The organism is Brevundimonas sp. GW821-FHT12C05 (assembly GCF_058807475.1).
In genome coordinates this window covers 128,394-146,767 of sequence record NZ_JBXAQS010000005.1, presented here as the reverse complement: position 1 = coordinate 146,767, position 18,374 = coordinate 128,394, and the positions used below count along the sequence as shown (strand labels likewise).

Sequence of the window (18,374 nt, the reverse complement as noted above, 5' to 3'; positions counted from 1 at the left end):
TCTTACGGCAGGATGCGGCGGCGGGCGCCGAGGGTGGTTCCGGGCTCATAGGCGCCGGGGCGGCGTCGGGTCAGGCTGAGGGCGAAGCCCATGGTCAGGCCCATGGCCAGCATGGACGAGCCGCCGTAGCTGATGAAGGGCAGGGTCATGCCCTTGGTCGGGATCAGGTTCAGGTTCACCGCGATGTTGATGCAGGCCTGCAGCCCGATCAGCATGAACAGGCCGGCGGCCGCCACCTGCTCGAAGGGATCGTTCAGCTTCATCGCCAGTCGCATCCCGCGGATCACGATGAAGGCGTACAGGCCGATCATGGCCAGGCTCAGCACCAGGCCGAACTCCTCGGCGCCGACGGAATAGATGAAGTCGGTGTGCAGGTCGGGCACCGAGCGCTTCATCACGCCCTCGCCTACGCCCCGGCCGACCAGCCCGCCCGCCCGGATGGCCTCTGACGCGCGGTCGATCTGGTAGGTGGCCGCGGCGTCGTCCGAGCCGAAGCGGCTCAGGCGGTCGCGCATGTGGCTGAAGGTGAAGAACAGGCCCACGACGCCCGCGCCCCCGGCGGCGGCCAGCGCCATCACCCACTTCAGCGGCACCCCGGCCATGAAGAAGACGGCCATGAAGGTGGTGGTGATCAGCAGGGTCTGGCCGATGTCCGGCTGGATCAGCAGCAGGAAGACCGTCGTCACCCAGGCCCCGAAGGCGATGCTGACGCCGGGCACGCCCTGCCCCTTCTGCGCCTCGGCGAACATCCAGGCGGCGAAGACGATCAGGCTGGGCTTGGCGAACTCGGACGGCTGCAGGCTGAACGGCCCCAGGTTGATCCAGCGCGCCGCGCCTTTCACCGTGTCGCCGATGAAGGGCAGCAGGGCCATGATGCCGATGGCCCCCAGCAGGACCAGCACCGCGATCCGCCGCACGCCGCGCGGCGACAGCAGGGACATGATCAACATCGCCGCCAGTCCGGCGCTCGCGAACACGATCATCCGCCACGAGTAATGGAACGGGTCCGAGATCGACTGGTCGGCCAGGATGGCCGCGGGCGACGAGGCGAAGCTCAGCGCCACTCCCAGCCCCATCAGCGTCAGGGCGGCGGCCAGCAGACCCCGGTCCACCGTCCAGAACCACTGCGCCAGCAGGCTTTGGTCGTTGCGCGAGAAGGCGGGATTGTAGCCCTGGTGACTCATGAGGCGCTCGCAGGCTGGGCGCCGAGGGCGAGGACGGCGGCGCGGAACGCCTCTCCCCTCGCCTCGAAGTCGGGATACTGGTCGAAGCTGGCGGCGGCGGGGCTCAGCAGCACCACCTCGTCCCGGCCTGTCGCGGCGGCGGCTTCGTAGGCGGCGTTCACCGCGCTGGCCATATCGCCGCTGATCCGGTGCGGGGTCTCGCCCAGCCGCGCCGCGAACGGCCCGGCCGCCTCGCCGATCAGGAAGGCCTCGACCACGCGCGGGAACAGGTCCTCCAGATCGTCGATCCCACCGGCCTTGGCCCGCCCGCCCGCGATCCAGAAGCTGCGCTCATAGCTGGCCAGCGCCTGCCGCGCCGCGTCGGCGTTGGTGGCCTTGGAATCGTTGACGAACCGCACCTTGCCCAGCTGGCCCACGGTCTCCATCCGGTGCGCGAGGCCGGGGAAGGACAGCAGGCCGGTGACGGCCTTACCTCCGGCGCCGAACGCGTTGGCGGTCAGATATGCGAAGGCTGCGTTCTGCGCATTATGGCGTCCGGGTAGGGAGCGTGCGGCGGACAGATCGATCGACACCAACGGCGTCTGAACAAAGCCGTCGCCAAACAACACATGATCCAGCGGGACGCTGAACGCCGTCGAGCTGACCATCAGAACTTTCCGTCCAGCCGAGGCCAGTTCCTGCTCGATGGTCGCTCCGGCAGATTCGTCCACCCCGACCAGCGACAGTGCGGCATGGGCGAAGATCCGCCGCTTCGCCTTCACATACCCCTCCATCCCGCCATGCCGATCCAGATGGTCCGGGCTGATGTTGGTCAGGATCGCCACGTCCGGCGCGAAGGAGGTCGTCAGGTCCAGCTGATAGCTCGACACCTCGATCACATACACGGCGTCCTTCGTCGGGACCGGAAGCGCCAGCACGCCGATGCCGATGTTGCCGCCGACGTGCACCGTCAGTCCGGCCTGCTTCAGCACCCAGCCGATCAAGGCCGTCGTCGTCGACTTGCCGTTGGTGCCGGTGATGGCCACGACGCGGGGCCGATCGCCCTCCGGCAGCGCCGCCAGCGCGCGGGCGAACAGCTCGATGTCGCCGATCACCTCGACGCCCGCGGCCTTGGCCTTCTCGACGGTCCAGTGCGGCTTGGGATGGGTCAGCGGCGCGCCCGGCGACAGCACCAGCGCCGCGAAGCCCGTCCAGTCGGCGACCGTAAGGTCCTCGACGGCGAACCCTTCGGCCTCCGCCTGCATCCGGCTGGAAACGCTGTCGTCCCACAGCACCGGCAGGGCGCCGCCCGCCTTCAGGGCGCGCGCGGCCGTCAGCCCCGACCGTCCGAGGCCGAAGACCGCGATCCTCCGCCCTTCGAAGCCGGGAACCGGGATCATGGCGTCAGCGCAGTTTCAGCGTGGCGAGGCCGGCCAGGGCCAGCATGCCCGCGACGATCCAGAAGCGGATCACCACGGTCGATTCCGGCCAGCCCATCTTCTCGAAATGGTGGTGGATCGGCGCCATCAGGAAGATGCGCTTCCCGGTGGCCTTGAAGTAGGCGACCTGGATCATGACCGAGGCGGCCTCGACGACGAACAGGCCGCCGACGATGCCCAGCACCAGCTCATGCTTGGTGGCCACGGCGATCGCGCCCAGGGCGCCGCCCAGGGCCAGCGAACCGGTGTCGCCCATGAAGATCTTGGCCGGCGGGGCGTTGTACCAGAGGAAGCCGACGCCCCCGCCGATCATGGCCGCGCAGAAGATGGCCAACTCGCCCGAGCCCGGCACGTGGTGCACGCCCAGATACTGGGAGAAGATGAAGTTGCCGACCAGGTAGGAGATGATGCCGAACGCGGCGGCCGCCATCATCACGGGCACGATGGCCAGGCCGTCCAGGCCGTCGGTCAGGTTCACCGCGTTGGAGAAGCCCACGATCGTGAAGGCCGCGAACGCCACATAGAACCAGCCGATGTTCAGCAGCACCGCCTTGAAGAACGGGAAGGCGATGGAGGTCTCCAAGCCCGGCGAGGTCGGCGACACCGTCATCCACAACACGGTCATCACGCCGGCGATCACCGAAACGATCACCTGCGCCACCAGCTTCTGTTTCGAGGTCAGCCCCGCCGAGGTCTGCTTGGTCACCTTGGCGTAGTCGTCGATGAAGCCCAGCACGCCGAAGGCGGCGGTCACGAACGAGACGATCCAGATGTAGGGGTTGGTCAGGTCGCCCCACAGCAGCACCGCTACGGCGATGCCCGCCAGGATCATCAGCCCGCCCATGGTCGGGGTGCCGACCTTAGACAGGTGGGTCACGGGGCCGTCCGATCGGATCGGCTGGCCCTTGCCCTGCTTGACCCGCATCCAGGCGATGAAGCGGCTGCCCATGGCCACCGCGACGATCATGGCCGTGGCCATGGCCAACGCCACCCGCACCGTCTGGTACTGGATCAGGTGCAGCAGCGGATAGTCCTTCGCCACGTCCTGGAAGTAGAGATACAGCAGATAGAACACGCTCTTATTCCCCCAGCGCGGCGAGAGCCTTCGCGATCAGCGAAGCCTTCGATCCGTTCGATCCCTTGACCATGACGATGTCGCCCGGACCTGCAAGCGTGGCCGCATCGGCGGCCAGCTCGGCGGCGGTCTCGCGCCACTCGCCCCGTCGGGCGGCGGGCAGGACGTCATACAGCCGCTTCATCTCCGGCCCCGCGGCGTGGACCAGATCCAGCCCGGCGGCGGCGATCGGTTCGGCCAGCCCCTCGTGCAGGGCGTGCGACTGCTCGCCCAGTTCCAGCATGTCGGTCAGCACCACGATGCGGCGGCCGCCTTGCGCCACGGGCTTGGCCCCCAGGCTGCGGAAGCCCGCGGCCATCGACAGCGGATTGGCGTTGTAGCTCTCGTCGATCAGGGTGAAAGCCCCGCCGGGCGCGCGCACGGTGATCGTCTCGCCGCGCCCCGCCAGCGGCCGGAACCCGGCCAGCGCCTGCAACCCCGTCTCCAGCGGCACGTCCAGCGCATCCAGCATCAGCAGGACGCACAGGCTGTTCAGCCCCCAGTGGAAGCCGGACTGGGCCAGTTCGAAGTCCAGCGGCTTGCCGTACAGCTCGGCCCGGACCCGCGCCCCGCCCTCGAACGGCTGGAAGTCCAGCAGGCGGGCGTCATGGCCCATGTCGGTCCCGAAGGTGACCAGCCGCGCGCCCAGCGCCCGGGCGCGGTCGCACACGACGCCGGACAGAGCCACGTCGCCGTTGGCCACCGCCGTTCCGCCGGGAACCAGCCCCTCGAAGATCGAGGCCTTCTCGGCCGCCACCCCGGCCTCGCCGTCGGCGAAGGCCTCGATATGCACCGGCCCCACCGTGGTCACGCAGGCGGCGTGCGGCCGGACGAATTTCGACAGGGGCGCGATCTCGCCCGGCGCGTTCATGCCGATCTCGAACACCGCCCGTTCCACCGTGCGCGGCATCCGGGCCAGGGTCAGCGGCACGCCGATATGGTTGTTGTAGCTCTTGATCGAGGCGTGGGCCGGACCCGCTAGGTCGAGGCCCGCCTTGATCGCCTGGGTCACGCTGGTCTTGCCGACCGAGCCGGTGACCGCGCCCCGCTTCACCTGCGGCGCCCGCTCACGCGAGAAGACGCCCAGCGCCTCCAGCGCATGCAGGGTGTCGCCCGTAATCACGGCCGGACCATTGACCGCCCGCTCGACGATCGCCCCCGCCGCGCCGTTGGCGAAGGCCATGTCGGCGAAGTCGTGCCCGTCGCGCGCGCCCTTCAGCGCCACGAACAGGTCGCCCGGGACGATCTCGCGGCTGTTGTAGGTGATCCCGGTCGCCGCGAAGGGGGCGCCGGACAGGCGTCCTCCGGTCGCGGCCTCGATCTCGGCGGACGTCCAGAGGGGTTCGGAATCAGGCATGGATACGCAGGGCTTCGGCGGCTTCGGTGGCGTCGTCGAAGGGATGGGTCACCCCGCCGACGATCTGGCCCTGTTCATGCCCTTTTCCGGCGATCACGACCACATCTCCTTCGCGCATCAGGGCGATCGCGTGGTGGATGGCCTTGCGGCGGTCGCCGATCTCCTGCGCGTCGGGACAGCCCTCGCGCACGGCCTTGCGGATCGAGGCCGGATCTTCCGAGCGGGGGTTGTCGTCGGTGACGATGGCGATGTCCGCCAGACGGCCCGCGATCTCGCCCATCAGGGGCCGCTTGGCCCGGTCGCGGTCGCCGCCGGCGCCGAAGACCACGATCAACCGGCCCGTCGCGTGCGGACGCAGCGCCTTCAGCACCGTCTCCAGCCCGTCGGGCGTATGGGCGTAGTCGACGTAGACCTCCCCCTGCCCCGCGCCGCCGGGAATGCGTTCCAGCCGGCCCTGCGCGCCCTCGATCTTCTCCATCGCCGCCAGCACGCGCCCGGCGCTCTCGCCGGCGGCGATGCACAGGCCCGCGGCGACCAGGGCGTTCGACGCCTGGAAGGCCCCGGCCAGCGGCAGCAGGATCTCGTGCAGTTCGCCCTGCACGTCGATGGTCAGCCGCTGGCCCTCCGGCACGGCCTGGCGACCCACCAGGGCCAGGTCGCGCCCGCGCTGGCCCACCCCCATCACGCCCAGCCCGGACATGATGCTGGCCGAGGCGAAGCTGGAATAGGCGTCGCTGTCGGCGTTCAGCACCGCGGTGCGGCCGCGCGGCAGCAGGGTCTCGAACAGGCGCAGCTTGGCGGCGCGATAGGCCTCCATGTCGCCGTGGTAGTCCAGGTGATCCTGGGTCAGGTTGGTGAAGGCCGCCGCCTTCAGCGTCACCCCGTCCAGACGGCGCTGGTCGATGCCGTGCGACGAGGCTTCCAGCGCCAGATGGGTCACGCCCTGGGTCGCCAGTTCGGCCAGCAGGCGCGCCGCATCGGCGGCGTCGGGGCTGGTCAGGCCGGGGCCGGTCAACGCCTGATTAACGTTACCCGACTGTTTCAAAACCCCAAGCGTGCCCATGCTCGCGGACGTCAGGCCCAGCGCCGCCCAGATCTGGCGGCAGAAGGCGGCGACAGAGGTCTTGCCGTTCGTCCCGGTGACGGCGACGCAGTTCGCGGGCTGGGCGCCGTAGAAGCCGCGCGCGGCGATGGCGTAGGCCCGGCGCACGTCGCCCGAGGTGACCAGCACCGGGGCTAGGCCCGCGTCGGTGTCGGACGGCGCCAGCACGGCGGCCGCGCCCTGCGACAGGGCTTGTGGAATGAAGGCGCGTCCGTCTGCGGCGGTCCCGGGCAGGGCCACGAACAGCGCGCCGGGCGCAACCTTGCGGCTGTCGGCGGTGACGCCGGTGATCATCGGGTCGGACGACACGTCGCGGCGCAGCAGATCGGACAGGCGGACGGCGCTCATGGGGCGACCGCCGGAGCGATGACGGGATCGGCCACGCGGTCGACGCCCAGGAAGCCGGCGATCCGGTCGATGACGCGTCCGACGGTCGGCGCCGCGACCGCGCCGCCCAGCTGCGAGCCCTGCGCCGGTTCGTCGATCAGCACGAAGACCACATAGCGGCGGGTCGTGTCCGGACCGTCCGCCGGGAAGACCGAGGCGAAGGAGCCCACGCCGTGACGCGGGTCATAGCGGCCGTTGACCAGCTTGTTCGCCGAGCCGGTCTTGCCGCCGACGCGCAGCCCCTGCGCATTCGCCGACTTGCCCGAGCCGCGCAGAACGTTGGCGCGCATGAGCTCGCGGATGCTGCGCGAGGTCTCCGGGCTGACGACCTGGCGGCCCTCGGCGCCCGAGCCGCCGCGGCGCAGGGACAGCGGACGGTAGACGCCGCCGTTGACCAGCGAGACCGTCGCCGCCGCCATCTGCAGCGGGGTGATCATGATGCCGTAGCCGAACGACATCGACGCCCGCGTCGAGTCTTCCCAGTTCTGGGGCCGGCGCGGACGGGCCGACTCGTGCAGTTCGATCGGCGCGGCGTCCAGCAGGCCGAAGCGGCCGAAATAGTCGCGCATCACGTCCGGCCCCAGCTCCACCGCCATCCGCGAGGTGCCGATGTTGGACGAGTGCAGGTAGACCTCTTCCAGGCTCAGGATCTTGTTGGTCGCGTGGAAGTCGGTGATGCGGCGGTTGCCGATCATATAGGGCTGCGAGGCGTCGAACATGGTGTTCAGGTCCGCCTTGCCGGTGTCGATGCTCGCCGCGATGGTGAAGGTCTTGAACACCGAACCCATCTCGTAGTGGGCCGAGGTCACGCGGTTCAGGGCGTCGGTGGTCGGCCAGCTGGACATGCCCAGCACCTCGCCGGTGGTCGCATCGACGACCACGCCCACGGCGCCCTTGGCTCCGACCGCCGAGGCGGCGGCGCCCAGTTCGTTCTCCAGAATGCCCTGCACTCGAAGATCGATCGACAGCGGGAAGCTCTCGCCCCGGGCCCCGGCGGCGCGAATGTCGGCGTTGAAGGCCAGCTCCGCCCCGGTCAGGCCCTGCCCGCCGCTGTCGGCCACGCCCAGCACGTGCCGCGCCGAGCTGTCCAGCGGATAGACCCGGCGATCCTCGGGCTCGAACGTCACCCCGCCCAGCGCCAGCGCATGGACGGCGGACTTCTCCTGCGGGGTCAGGCCCGGCAGGGCGATCAGGCGGCGGTCGCCCGCCAGGATGCGCCGCAGCTTGGTCGTCGAGATGCGCGGCAGGGCGCGCTTGATCTGTTGCGCCGCCAGGGTCGGGTCCCAGACCTCGCGGGGGTCGATGTAGAGACCGTAGTGGGTGATGTTGGTCGCCATCAGCGCGCCATTGCGGTCGACGATGTCGGCGCGGGCCACGGCGTTCGGATTGGCGGCCGAGCCGATCACGCCCTTGGGCGTCATCAGGGCCGCATGGGCCGCGCCGAGCGCGAGACAGCAGAACACCACCGTGAAGGCCGAGGCGATCACGAAGATGCGGACGCGGGTGTCTTCCTCGGGCCGGGCGTCGGCGCGGGCGCGGCCGAACGAGTGCTCGACCCACCACATGGCCTCGGCCAGCCAACGCCACGACGGCAGCAGGCGGCGGATGCCGTAGACGACGGGGCGCGGCCCGCGCGGGGCGGCCCGGTCCCAGGCGTGGGGATCGTGGACGCTCATCGCGCGCCCTCCCCCGCCGGGGCGGCGGGCGTGGCGACGGACTGGGCGGCTGGAACCAGGGCCGGAGTCGGGGCGACGATGACCACCGGCTTCGGCTCGGGCACGGGCTGAAGTTGGGCCAGATTGTCCTCGCTGGCCTGCCGCTTCATGTCGACCGGGCCCAGGCCCGCGCCGCGCGACAGGGCCTCCAGCCGGCCCGGCTGCTCCAGCCGCGCCACCTCGGCCTTCAGCAGGCGCACGCGTTGGCCGCTGACGCCGATCTGGCGTTCCAGGTCGGCGATCTGGGCGCTCTCGCGCGCGGCGGCGGCCTTGGCCAGATAGACCGAGAAGATCATGGCCGCGACCATCAGCACGCCGATGATCTCGATCCAGCGGATCCCGCGCACCTTCCAGGCGAACAGGCGGTTGACGCTCCGGGTGACGACCGCGGCGTTCATGCGGCGATCCTCCCCCACGGGGCGGCGTCGGTGCGGACGGCGGCGCGCAGCTTGGCCGACCGGGAACGCGGATTGACGGCCAGCTCGGCCTCGCCGGCCTCGACCGCGCCCTTGAAGCTCAGGGTGAAGCTGGGCTTGCGCGTCTCGACGGCGACCGGCGCGTGACGCGAGCCGCCGGGCGCATTGCCGGTCCGCTCGGTCAGGAAGGCCTTCACGATGCGGTCTTCCAGCGAGTGGAAGGTCACCACGACCAGCCGCCCGCCCGGCGCCAGCGTCGCCTCGGCGGCCTCCAGGCCGGCGCGCAGCTCGCCCAACTCGTCGTTGACCGCGATACGCAGGGCCTGGAACACCCGGGTGGCCGGATGGATCGGCGCGCCGCGGCGGCCGCCCAGCGCCTTTTCCACCACCTCGGCCAGGTCCAGCGTGCGCTCGAACGGCTTCTCGACCCGGCGGCGCAGGATGGCCGTGGCGACGCGCCCCGACTGACGCTCGTCGCCATACAGTTTGAAGATATGGGCCATGGGACCGTGGTCCCAGGTGTTGACGATGTCGGCGGCGGTCTCGCCCTCGTCACTCATCCGCATGTCCAGCGGCCCGTCGCGCATGAAGGAGAAGCCGCGCTCGGCCTGGTCCAGCTGCATCGACGACACGCCGATGTCGAACACCACCCCGTCCAGCCGCGCCTCGCCCGTCTGGGCGAAGGCCTCGGCCAGCCCGGAGAAGGGCGTGCGGATCAGGCGGAAGGTCGCGGGATAGTCGTTGGCCACCGCGTCGGCGTGGAGCTGCACGGTCGGGTCGCGGTCCAGGGCGATCACCGTCGCCCCGGTCTTCAGGATGGCGCGCGTATAGCCGCCGGCGCCGAACGTGGCGTCGATGATGACGTCGCCCTTCTGCGGGGCCAGCGCCTGGATCACTTCATCGATCAGGACGGGAGCGTGGGGAGAGGTCATGCGCCCTCTCCGCCCGGACGGCGCCCGGCCAGCAGAGCCTTGCGGCCCGCCTCGCCCCGCTCGCGCACGGCCTGCCGCGCCAGCGCCCGGCGCTCGTCACGGCGCGCGGTCCAGCGGGCGCGGTCCCAAACCTGGAAGCGCGAGCCCAGGCCGACGATGACCACGTCCTCGCCCAGCCCGGCCTCCTGGCACAGGCTTTCCGGCAGGGTGATCCGCCCGCCGCCGTCATAGGCCAGCGGCCGCTGCCCGGCGTAGAAGGTCTCTTCCAGGGCGGTGCGCAGGTCGTCGCCGAAGGGCAGTTCCTCGATCATCGACACGTACTCGGCCATCAGCTTGTCGCCGCCGGCCTCGAGGCAATCGGACTCGATCGAGAAGAAGCAGAACACGCCGTGCTCGGCGCCGTTGTCGGCGGTGCGGAACTCCTGCGGGATCAGCAGGCGGCGCTTGCCGTCCAGTTGTTTCTCATAGGTCGAGAGAAACACGCCCTGCCTAATCGAGCCCTCGCGAGCCCGCTCCCCTGAAATCCGTTGACGCCAGCCGGCGCACCCACACCCTTACTGAGGTTCTGGGATAGCATGGGATTGACTGGGTCTCAATGGGATTAGTTGACGATCGTTAACCGTCAGGCCGGCTCAAAATCGAACGAAAACCGGAACATACAGAGAACTATACACATGTGGACGGACGGTGGATCGATGCTGCACCGCCTTCCAAACCAAGCGGTTAACGCGCGGCGAAACACCCCGGCCGGGCAAAGGCGCCCCGATCCCATCCGCGCCCGAAAATTTCGCGATGAAATGCGAGCGGACGGCCGCCGTCGCCGGCGCGCCTATTACCAAAGCTTCACTGGCGGACCGGAACCCGAAGTGGTCGCTTGCCGGCCCGCGACTGGAGCCGCCATGACGTTTCGACCCCTGACCTTCGCCCTGGCGATCACCGTCGCCATGGCCGCCGCGCCGGTCGCGGCCTCGGCCCAGTCATCGCCCCCGCCCTCCAGCCGGACCTCGACCCGCGCCGACCTCGACGCCTGGGTCGGCCGGCAAATGAGCCTGCGCTCGATCCCGGGGATGCAGGTCGTGGTCGTGAAGGACGGGCAGGTCGTCTTCTCGGGCGCCTATGGCCTGGCCAATATGCAGACCCCGGTCCCGGTCACTCCGGACACGGTGTTCTCGATCAACTCGGCGACCAAGACGTTCACCGGCGTCGAGATCCTGCGGCTGGTCGAGAGCGGCCAGGTGGATCTGGACGCCCCGGTCTCGACCTATCTGGCGGACCTGCCCCCGGCCTGGCGGCCGATCACCGTGCGCCAGTTGCTGACCCACATGTCGGGCCTGCCGGACATCATCACGCGCGACGGCGGCTATGTCGGCCAGGACCGGACCGCGGCCGTCGCCGCCCTGGCGGACCAGCCCCTGCGCGCCGCGCCCGGCGAGCGGTTCGCCTACAACCAGACCAACTATCTGCTGCTGCAATGGATCATCGAGCAGGCGCGCGGCCGCTCCTTCGAGACCGTCGTGGACCAGGACGCCTTCGCCGCGCTCGGCATGACCCGGTCCGGCTTCGGCGACTCCCTCGACCTCGTCCCGGGCAAGGCCGACAGCTACCGCTTCAACCGCCCCGCCGACGGCCAGCCGCCCCGTCTCCAGAACGTGCACGAGCTGTTCCCGCCGTTCACCCGCGCCGCGGCGGGGATCAACAGCTCGGGTCAGGACCTGGCGCGTTGGCTGATCGCCCTCCAGGCGGGCCAGATCCTCAAACCGGCGACGCTCGAGGCGCTGTGGACCCAAGGCCGCTTCAACGACGGCCGGACCGGCGAATGGGCCAACGGCTGGGTCGTCGTCGACCGCCCCGAGCACCGATCCGTCGGCATGAGCGGCGGCGGCCGGTCCGCCTTCTCGGTCTATCCGGACGACAAGGTGGCGGTGATCATCCTCACCAATCTCGCCGGCGCCTCCCCCGAGGAACTGACCGACCCCGTCGCCGCGCGCTTCATCCCCGGCATGAGCCTGACCGGCGTGACCGCCCTGCGCGAGCGGCTGGAGGCGGAAGGCTTCGACCAGGCCGAACGAGTCGCGGCGGACCTCATCGCGCGCGACGGCGCCGCCTCCCTGACCGAATACGATCTGAACAACTGGGGCTATCGCCTGCTGTCCCGGGGGCAGGTCGCCGAGGCCCTGACGCTGATGAAGCTGATCGTCAAACTCCGTCCGGACAGCGGCAACGCCTACGACAGCCTGGCCGAGGTCTACGCCCGCTCTGGCGACCGGGCCCGCGCCATCGAGAACTACCGGCGCGCCCTCGAACTCGACCCCGCCAACACCAACGCCGTCGAACAGCTGAAGACGCTCGAGGGCGGACACTAGCGCGCCCTCAAGCAACGAGCGCCCGCGGCGCGAGCGGTAGGGCAAGAAAATGCCCTCAAGCAGCGAGCGACCGCGTCGCGAGCGTTAGGGCGAGAAATATAGTCAGACGGCCTGTAAGCCGGGTTCTGTTCCGCCCGAAAGCGGCGACGATCATTCCTCTGGACCGGCCATTGCTGACCGGTTCTCGCGACCTACCCGGATGCTCTCGGGCGGTGAGCCCTGCAGGCCGAAACCCACGCGACATCCCTATTCGGTCTTGCTCCAGGCGGGGCTTGCCATGCCGGTCCTGTTGCCAGTCCCGCGGTGGGCTCTTACCCCACCCTTTCACCCTTACCGGCCCCGCAGGTCCGGAGGTTTGCTTTCTGTGGCGCTATCCCTCGGGTCACCCCGGGCGGGCGTTACCCGCCGCCTTTTCACCGTGGAGCCCGGACTTTCCTCGACAGGAGCATAACCCCCGCCGCGACCGCCCGGCCGTCTGACGGGCGCTAGATGCGCCGTCGCCGCGCCGGGGTCAATGAGACGTCAGGTCTCGGCCAGCCAGCCCGAGGCGTCGACGAAGGCCTGCACCGCCGCCGCGTCGCCCGTGTTCAGTTCGATCATCGCGCGGATCGCCTCGGCCTTGTCCGCGGCCTTCTCATAGTAGGCCGCGCTGATCGCATAGCCGACGTAGTAGCCCAGGTCCCGGACCCCGAACGGGTTCGTCGCGTCACTGTACAGCCAGTAGCCGTACTCCGAACCGCCCATGTCCTTTTTGAACGCCTCGCGGACCGCCGCCGCGTTGGCCGCCCCGTAGCGCATGTATTCCAGTTCGGGCACGCGTCCCGTGGCCCGCTCGGCGACGAAGTCGGCCACGCCCTCGAAGACGGCCTGGGCCAGCAGGGTCTGGGCCCCGCCTTGCTGCTGGGTGTGCACCACCTCGTGGATGACCAGCAGATCCAACGCCTTGGCCGGATCGGTGGCGAAATAGGGCGTCCACGCCGCACGCCGGGAGGCGGGCAGTTCGGACAGGTCCACGCTCGGGTCGCCGGTGGCCACCTCGGCGCCGATCAGCACCTTGTCGCCTTGGGTCGTGCCGCCGGAGCGCATGACCCCCACGGTGAAATAGACCGCCGAGGGACGCATGCCCGGATAGACGCGCCTCAGCCCCGCCAGCGCCGGCTCCAGCCCGGGCAGGAAGCCCTGGATCACCTGCGTGCGCGGACGAATCGAGTCCCAGTATTTCGGATAGCGTCGGATGGCGTTCACATAGCCCAGCGGGGTGTAGCCGCGCGCTTCCATGAAGGCGTACAGGCCCGGCGAGCCCGGCAGAATGTACTGGCGCACCAGAATCCGGACCTGCTCGTCGATGTCGTCGGTCGCACGGATCGCGTCATAGGCGGCCCAGAACCGGTCGATGTCGGCGGTGACGACCGTGGTGACGGCCGGCGCCGGGGCGGGGCCGGACGCGACGGGCGCCGGCGCGGTCTGTGCGGCGCAGAGGCCGGGGACCGCCAGAAGACCGGCGGCCAGAAGCACGGGAATACGCAAGGGACACCTCCAACCGCCAAGCGGCGAGGAGGTAAGGTGAAGTCGCATCGGGCGGCCAGTTAAACTTCGGCAATCCTGACGCACCGGGACGCGTCTAGTTCAGCACCCCGGTCGTGCTCTCCGCCGTCGCCAGCTGAAGCACCCCCATCAGGGTCGCGCGCGTCTCGCCGTCGGCGACGCCGTCCACCAAGCCAGGCCGCCAGTGGCGCTGGAAGGCCTCGACGGTCAGCCGGGTCGCCTCGTCGTAGTCGCCGCCCGGCGGCAGGGTGTAGCCCAGCCGGTGCAGGCCCGCGCGCAGGACGATGACGCCCAGCCCTTCGTCGCCCGGCCCCAGCGGGGCGCCCAGCGCCGCGATCCGTTCGTGCGCGGGCTCGAACCACAGGCCGTGACCGACCCCGGCCAGACGCTTCCACGGAAAGCGCTCGCCCGGGTCCTGCTTGCGCTCGGGCGCCATGTCGGAATGGCCGATGATGCGGGCGTCGGGAATGGTCCAGCGCGTCCGGATATCCGAGATCAGGCTGATCACGGCGTCGACCTGGACCTCGGGGAAGTCGCGGTAGCCGAACTCATGGCCCGGATTGACGATCTCGATCCCGATGGAGGCGGCGTTGCAGTCGGTCTCGCCCTGCCAGCCGCCACGGCCCGCGTGCCAGGCCCGGCGCGCCTCGTCGACCAGCCTCAGGATCGAGCCGTCCTCGTCGACGACATAGTGGGCCGAAACCCGGGCCGCCGGATCACGCAGCCGTTCGACCGCGGCCTCGCCGGTCCGCATGCCGGTATAGTGCAGCACCAACATGTCGGGCGGGGCCCGGCGCATGTCGAAATTGGGGGATGGCGCGTCCTTGACGACCAGCATGGCGGCGCAGCCTTACCGGCCCGTCCGCTCCCAGCCATAGGCGACCCAGGCGTCGCCGACCTTGCGGGCCTCGATGACGCCGTCGTCGGCGCGGCGGTCGCGCCGGGTCATGGTGCGGCGGGCGCGCATGGCCAGGCCGGCCACGAACACCAGCACGGCGGCGATCACGGCGATCACGGCCACGGCGGCGGCGGTCACCACCGCCAGCACGGCGCCGATGGCCATGGCGACCAGGGTGGCGATCAGGCCGAACAGCCACACCACGGGGGCAAGCAGGCCGTTGGAGGGCCGCCGGGCGGCGGCGCCGAAGATCAGGCGTTCGGACTCGGTCATGACTTCACCTTCAGGGGCGCTGCGTACAACGCCGAACCCCCAATGTCGGTCCATAGGGCCGTACGGTCAATGATGGGCCGCTTCACAGGCGAGTGTCCGGGCGGCTCAGTAGGGCTGCTCGGCCAGCACTGACGCGCCCGAGGCCCGCGCGCGGTCGGTCTGGATGCGGCGAACGGTCGCCTCCGCCTGCGGGTCGTTCATGACCCCGCCGATGCCGACCAGCACCTGCGCCGCCTCGCCCGAGACGCCGAAGGCCTTGGACAGGGCCTGCCAGGTCGAGGTGGCTTCCGGATAGCGCTTGAAGCGGACTTCGGTCCCGGCCGGAATGCGGGCCAACTCCTTGGCCTTGGCGATGGCTTCCTCGATGCCGCCGAGCTGATCCACCAGGCCCAGGCCATGCGCCTGGGCGCCGGTCCACACCCGGCCGCGGGCGATCTCGCGCACCCGGGCGGGCGGCAGTCGGCGACCGGTCGAGACGCGGGCGATGAACTCCTCATAGGTTCGGTCGATCTGGGCCGCGAAGGCGGCGCGCTGGGCCGAAGTGAACTCCTGCGAGGGCGAGAAGGCGTCGGCGTATTCGCCGCCGACGGTCAGGTGGCGCATGTCGACCCCGAACCGGCCCAGCGCGTCGGCCAGCACGAACTTGCCGCCGAACACCCCGATCGAGCCGGTCAGGGTCGTCGGCTGGGCCACGATCCAACTGGCCTCGCTGCTGATCCAGTAACCGCCCGAGGCCGCGTACTCGCCCATGGAGACGACCACCGGCTTGCCCGCCGCCTTGGCGGCGCGGACGGCGGCCAGGATCTGTTCCGAAGCCTCGGGCGAACCGCCGGGCGACGAGACGCGGAAGACGATGGCCTTCACGTCCTTGTCCTCGATGGCGTCATAGATGGCCTTGGCCGTGTCGTCCGAGGTGATGGACGAGCCCTCGCCGAACGGGCTGGCGCCGCCGCTGCGGCCGGTCACGATGGCCCCCTCGCCGCTGACGATGGCGATGGCGTCGCTGCCCGAGCCGGCGCGCTCGCCGATCGAGGCGGCATAGTCGTGGAACTGCATGATCTCGGCGCCCTTGCCGGCGCGGCGCTTGACCTCGGCCTCGGCCTCCTCGACCTGGCCGATCTTGTCGATCAGGCGCCGTTGCAGGGCGTCGGCGGCCGAATACGGCCCGGCCTCGATGATCGCCTTCAGCTGCGGCAGGGTCGTGCGGCGGTCCTGCGCCGCATTGTTCAGGGCGCTGTCATAGATGGACGTCATCCACGCCGTCATCGCCTCGCGGTGGGCGGCGGTGAAGTCGCTCTGCGTATATTCGTTGACCGCGTTCTTGTACTCGTAACGCTGCTCGAACTGGGCCTGGACGCCGTATTTCTCGAAGGCGCGGCCCAGGAAGACGCTCTCGGCCGAGAAGCCCGCCAGCTGGAAGCTGGCCGTGTTCTGCATCCACAGCTCGGACGCCGAGGCGCCCAGCATATAGCTGGAGACCGTCGTGCCGATCGGCTGGAAGCCCTGGCTGTGGGCGATCACCACCTTGCCCGAACGGCGGAAGCGGCGGATCGCCTGGCGGATCTCGTCGGCGGCGGCCGGGGTGACGCCCCCTTCCGGCAGACGGATCAGCAAGGCCTTCACCCGCGTGTCGGTCTCGGCCTGGGCCAGGGTGTCGACGATCTGCATGGTCGACAGCCCGCCTCCGCCGAACACGGCGAACGGATTGGTCGGCGCCTGATCGGTCAGCCCCTCGCGCAGGTCCAGCTCCAGCACCGTATGGCCGGGCGTCGGTTCCTTGGCGCTCAGCGAACTGATCGCGATCGCCAGGAAGATGAAGGGAATGATGACGAAGAACAGGAACAGCCCGGCGAAAACGCCCGCCATCGTGAGGAAAAATTGCTTCATGGGGGCGACACGTCGTCCGGAGCGCGGGCCGGGTGATGGCCACATTTTGACCATAGGGCGGCAGGGCTTGCGGTCAAATGAATGTCCCGCAATGGGAGAATGCGGCGCAGCATCGCCATGGTGCGCTGCCGAAAGCGAGATTGATGCGCCGCTCCGAAATCCCTATATGGGCGGTCTGCGAGCGGGGGCCTATCGCCCCGCGTCATGTTCGGACCGCACTCCCCATGCTGGTCACCTTGATGAAGGCCAAACTGCACCGCGCGACGGTGACCCAGGCCGACCTCGACTACGAAGGCTCCATCGCCATCGACATGGACCTGCTGGACGCCGCGGGCATCTTCCCGCACGAGCAGGTCGATGTGCTGAACATCACCAACGGCGCGCGCTTCACCACCTACGCCATCGAGGCCCCGCGCGGGTCCAAGGTCATCGGCGTCAACGGCGCCGCCGCCCGTCTGGTGCAGAAGAACGACAAGGTCATCGTCGTCACCTACGGCCAGCTCCCCTCCGAAGAGGCGCGCCAGTGGTCCCCGACCGTGGTCCTGCTGGACGACCAGAACAACATCAAGCCGGCGGCCTGACCCCAAATCGGCGGTCCAAGCTTCGCCGTATTTGAGCGGTGACCTCCTCCTCATCCGAGGAGGAGACAGAGTCATGAAGTTCCCGCTGATGATCGCCGCCTGCGGCGCGCTCGCCGCGCCGGCGATGGCGCAGGACTGGCCGAAACAGCCCGCCACCATCAACGTCACGGGCGAGGGTCTGGCCGAGGCCGCCCCTGACCGCTTCTCCATGACCGCCTCGGTCAGCGGACGCGGCGCGACCCAGGTCGAGGCCCTGCGAGGGATGGCAGAGGCCCAGACCACGGTCACTGGCGCCGTCACCCGGCTGCGGGGCCTGACATGGAGCCAGTTCTCCACCGGCTCCCCGGCGGTCCAGCCCGTCTATTCCGACGAGTGCCAGAGCCGCGGCTACGGCCGTCAGGACGGCTGCGAGGTCACCGGCTATGTCGCGACCCTGTCCCTGTCCCTGCAGGGCGCGCCCGCCGAGCGCGCGGGCGACGCCGTCTCGATCGCCGCCGAACGGGGCGCCCGCGACACCCGGCTGACGGGCTACAGCCGGTCGGACGACAGCGGCCTGCGCCGGGACGCGGCGCGCGCCGCCTTCGCCGACGCCCGTCGGCAGGCCGAGATCATCGCCGACGCTTCGGGCCAGCGGATCGTCCGGGTCTCCAGCGTCAACCTGCCCCAGTCCGAGCTTGAGGCGAACTACGTCGCCGCCTCCCCGGTGATGGCGGCGTCCCGGGAAGACCTTGTGGAGACCCCGTCCGTCAGCCTGACCGTCGCGCCGCAACCGATCCGCGTGCAGTCCCGGCTGTCGGTCCAGTTCGAGGTCGAATAGCCGGTGCTTGACCTGAGCGGCCGCGAGGCCTTCCCTCTCCTTTCGGAGGAACGGTCATGACGCGCACGATCATCAGGGTTCGCTGGGTGTTGTACGGCGCCTGGGTGCTGGCCGCCCTCGTGGCGCTCATGATGGCGCTGACGCCGGGGCTGGAACTGCTGGGCCTGCCGCCCGAGCGGGTGACCTTCCTGCCCGGCATGATCACGGGCCTGCCGTGGACCCTGCCCCTATTCCTGTTCAACTTCGATTCCGTCACCTCGCTGGCGATCATCTTCGTCGCCCATCTGCTGAGCGTTTCGATCGGCCTGATGCTGGTGCGCTCGGTCGATTGAAAAAGGCTCCGGCGCGGACGCCGGAGCCTCGTTCATCTCAGTCTGTCCGCCGA

Annotated in this window: 17 protein-coding genes and 1 other RNA gene; 4 read left to right on the top strand and 14 right to left on the bottom strand. The window is 69.9% G+C overall.

Translation table 11 applies throughout. The annotated features are described in order from the left end of the window. Nucleotides 1-2: 2 nt before the first annotated feature. Genes AC1RRF_RS15675 through AC1RRF_RS15635 form a run of 9 tightly spaced genes read right to left on the bottom strand, consistent with a single transcriptional unit; the run spans nt 3 to nt 10,107 of the window. Entirely contained in the window at nt 3-1,184 is a 1,182-nt protein-coding gene (locus AC1RRF_RS15675; protein ID WP_492836173.1) for an FtsW/RodA/SpoVE family cell cycle protein, read from the bottom strand. Continuing rightward, nucleotides 1,181-2,563: a UDP-N-acetylmuramoyl-L-alanine--D-glutamate ligase gene (gene murD, locus AC1RRF_RS15670; RefSeq protein WP_492836171.1), complete on the bottom strand. Its 1,383-nt coding sequence runs from the start codon at nt 2,561-2,563 to the stop codon at nt 1,181-1,183. Before murD ends, AC1RRF_RS15675 begins: the two co-directional genes overlap by 4 nt. A 4-nt stretch (nt 2,564-2,567) precedes the next feature. Further along, nucleotides 2,568-3,677 (bottom strand): phospho-N-acetylmuramoyl-pentapeptide-transferase, encoded by a 1,110-nt coding sequence (gene mraY / locus AC1RRF_RS15665; protein WP_492836169.1) that lies wholly within the window; start codon nt 3,675-3,677, stop codon nt 2,568-2,570. Nucleotides 3,678-3,681: 4 nt separating this feature from the next. Beyond that, a complete protein-coding gene (locus AC1RRF_RS15660; protein ID WP_492836167.1) occupies nt 3,682-5,073 on the bottom strand; it encodes a UDP-N-acetylmuramoyl-tripeptide--D-alanyl-D-alanine ligase in 1,392 nt (463 codons plus the stop codon). Further along, the gene (locus AC1RRF_RS15655) at nt 5,066-6,523 is read right to left on the bottom strand and encodes a UDP-N-acetylmuramoyl-L-alanyl-D-glutamate--2,6-diaminopimelate ligase (protein WP_492836165.1); all 1,458 of its coding nucleotides are present in this window, start codon (nt 6,521-6,523) and stop codon (nt 5,066-5,068) included. Before AC1RRF_RS15655 ends, AC1RRF_RS15660 begins: the two co-directional genes overlap by 8 nt. Beyond that, on the bottom strand, nt 6,520-8,238 hold the full coding sequence (locus AC1RRF_RS15650) for a peptidoglycan D,D-transpeptidase FtsI family protein (protein WP_492836163.1): 1,719 nt from the start codon (nt 8,236-8,238) through the stop codon (nt 6,520-6,522). The genes AC1RRF_RS15655 and AC1RRF_RS15650 overlap by 4 nt, the downstream gene beginning before the upstream one ends. Further along, on the bottom strand, nt 8,235-8,675 hold the full coding sequence (gene ftsL, locus AC1RRF_RS15645; RefSeq protein WP_492836161.1) for a cell division protein FtsL: 441 nt from the start codon (nt 8,673-8,675) through the stop codon (nt 8,235-8,237). Before ftsL ends, AC1RRF_RS15650 begins: the two co-directional genes overlap by 4 nt. Next, nucleotides 8,672-9,625, bottom strand: a complete 954-nt coding sequence (rsmH, locus tag AC1RRF_RS15640) for a 16S rRNA (cytosine(1402)-N(4))-methyltransferase RsmH (RefSeq protein WP_492836159.1) — start codon at nt 9,623-9,625, stop codon at nt 8,672-8,674. Before rsmH ends, ftsL begins: the two co-directional genes overlap by 4 nt. After that, a complete protein-coding gene (locus AC1RRF_RS15635) occupies nt 9,622-10,107 on the bottom strand; it encodes a division/cell wall cluster transcriptional repressor MraZ (protein WP_492836157.1) in 486 nt (161 codons plus the stop codon). The genes rsmH and AC1RRF_RS15635 overlap by 4 nt, the downstream gene beginning before the upstream one ends. Nucleotides 10,108-10,524: 417 nt before the next feature. Here AC1RRF_RS15635 and AC1RRF_RS15630 point away from each other — a divergent pair, with 417 nt between their 5' ends. After that, nucleotides 10,525-11,988 (top strand): serine hydrolase, encoded by a 1,464-nt coding sequence (locus AC1RRF_RS15630; RefSeq protein ID WP_492836155.1) that lies wholly within the window; start codon nt 10,525-10,527, stop codon nt 11,986-11,988. Between the two features lie 98 nt (nt 11,989-12,086). Here AC1RRF_RS15630 and rnpB read toward each other — a convergent pair. The 5 genes from rnpB to sppA form a co-directional block, all read right to left on the bottom strand. Beyond that, an RNA gene (rnpB, locus tag AC1RRF_RS15625) (RNase P RNA component class A) lies at nt 12,087-12,467 on the bottom strand. A gap of 43 nt (nt 12,468-12,510) precedes the next feature. Then, a complete protein-coding gene (locus AC1RRF_RS15620) occupies nt 12,511-13,515 on the bottom strand; it encodes a DUF2268 domain-containing putative Zn-dependent protease (protein ID WP_492836153.1) in 1,005 nt (334 codons plus the stop codon). A 94-nt stretch (nt 13,516-13,609) separates the two neighbouring features. After that, nucleotides 13,610-14,371 carry a peptidoglycan recognition protein family protein gene (locus AC1RRF_RS15615; protein ID WP_492836151.1) on the bottom strand — a complete coding sequence of 254 codons (762 nt, stop codon included), beginning with the start codon at nt 14,369-14,371 and terminating at the stop codon, nt 13,610-13,612. Nucleotides 14,372-14,383: 12 nt separating this feature from the next. Continuing rightward, a complete protein-coding gene (locus AC1RRF_RS15610; RefSeq protein ID WP_492836149.1) occupies nt 14,384-14,704 on the bottom strand; it encodes a hypothetical protein in 321 nt (106 codons plus the stop codon). 105 nt (nt 14,705-14,809) lie between these two features. Further along, nucleotides 14,810-16,591, bottom strand: a complete 1,782-nt coding sequence (sppA, locus tag AC1RRF_RS15605) for a signal peptide peptidase SppA (protein ID WP_492836147.1) — start codon at nt 16,589-16,591, stop codon at nt 14,810-14,812. Between the two features lie 224 nt (nt 16,592-16,815). Here sppA and panD point away from each other — a divergent pair, with 224 nt between their 5' ends. The 3 genes from panD to AC1RRF_RS15590 all read left to right on the top strand — a co-directional run bounded on the left by panD (nt 16,816) and on the right by AC1RRF_RS15590 (nt 18,321). Then, nucleotides 16,816-17,172, top strand: a complete 357-nt coding sequence (gene panD, locus AC1RRF_RS15600; RefSeq protein WP_492313784.1) for an aspartate 1-decarboxylase — start codon at nt 16,816-16,818, stop codon at nt 17,170-17,172. A 73-nt stretch (nt 17,173-17,245) separates the two neighbouring features. Beyond that, nucleotides 17,246-17,989 carry an SIMPL domain-containing protein gene (locus AC1RRF_RS15595; protein ID WP_492836145.1) on the top strand — a complete coding sequence of 248 codons (744 nt, stop codon included), beginning with the start codon at nt 17,246-17,248 and terminating at the stop codon, nt 17,987-17,989. 56 nt (nt 17,990-18,045) lie between these two features. Beyond that, a complete protein-coding gene (locus tag AC1RRF_RS15590; protein WP_492836143.1) occupies nt 18,046-18,321 on the top strand; it encodes a hypothetical protein in 276 nt (91 codons plus the stop codon). The last annotated feature ends 53 nt before the right edge of the window (nt 18,322-18,374 follow it).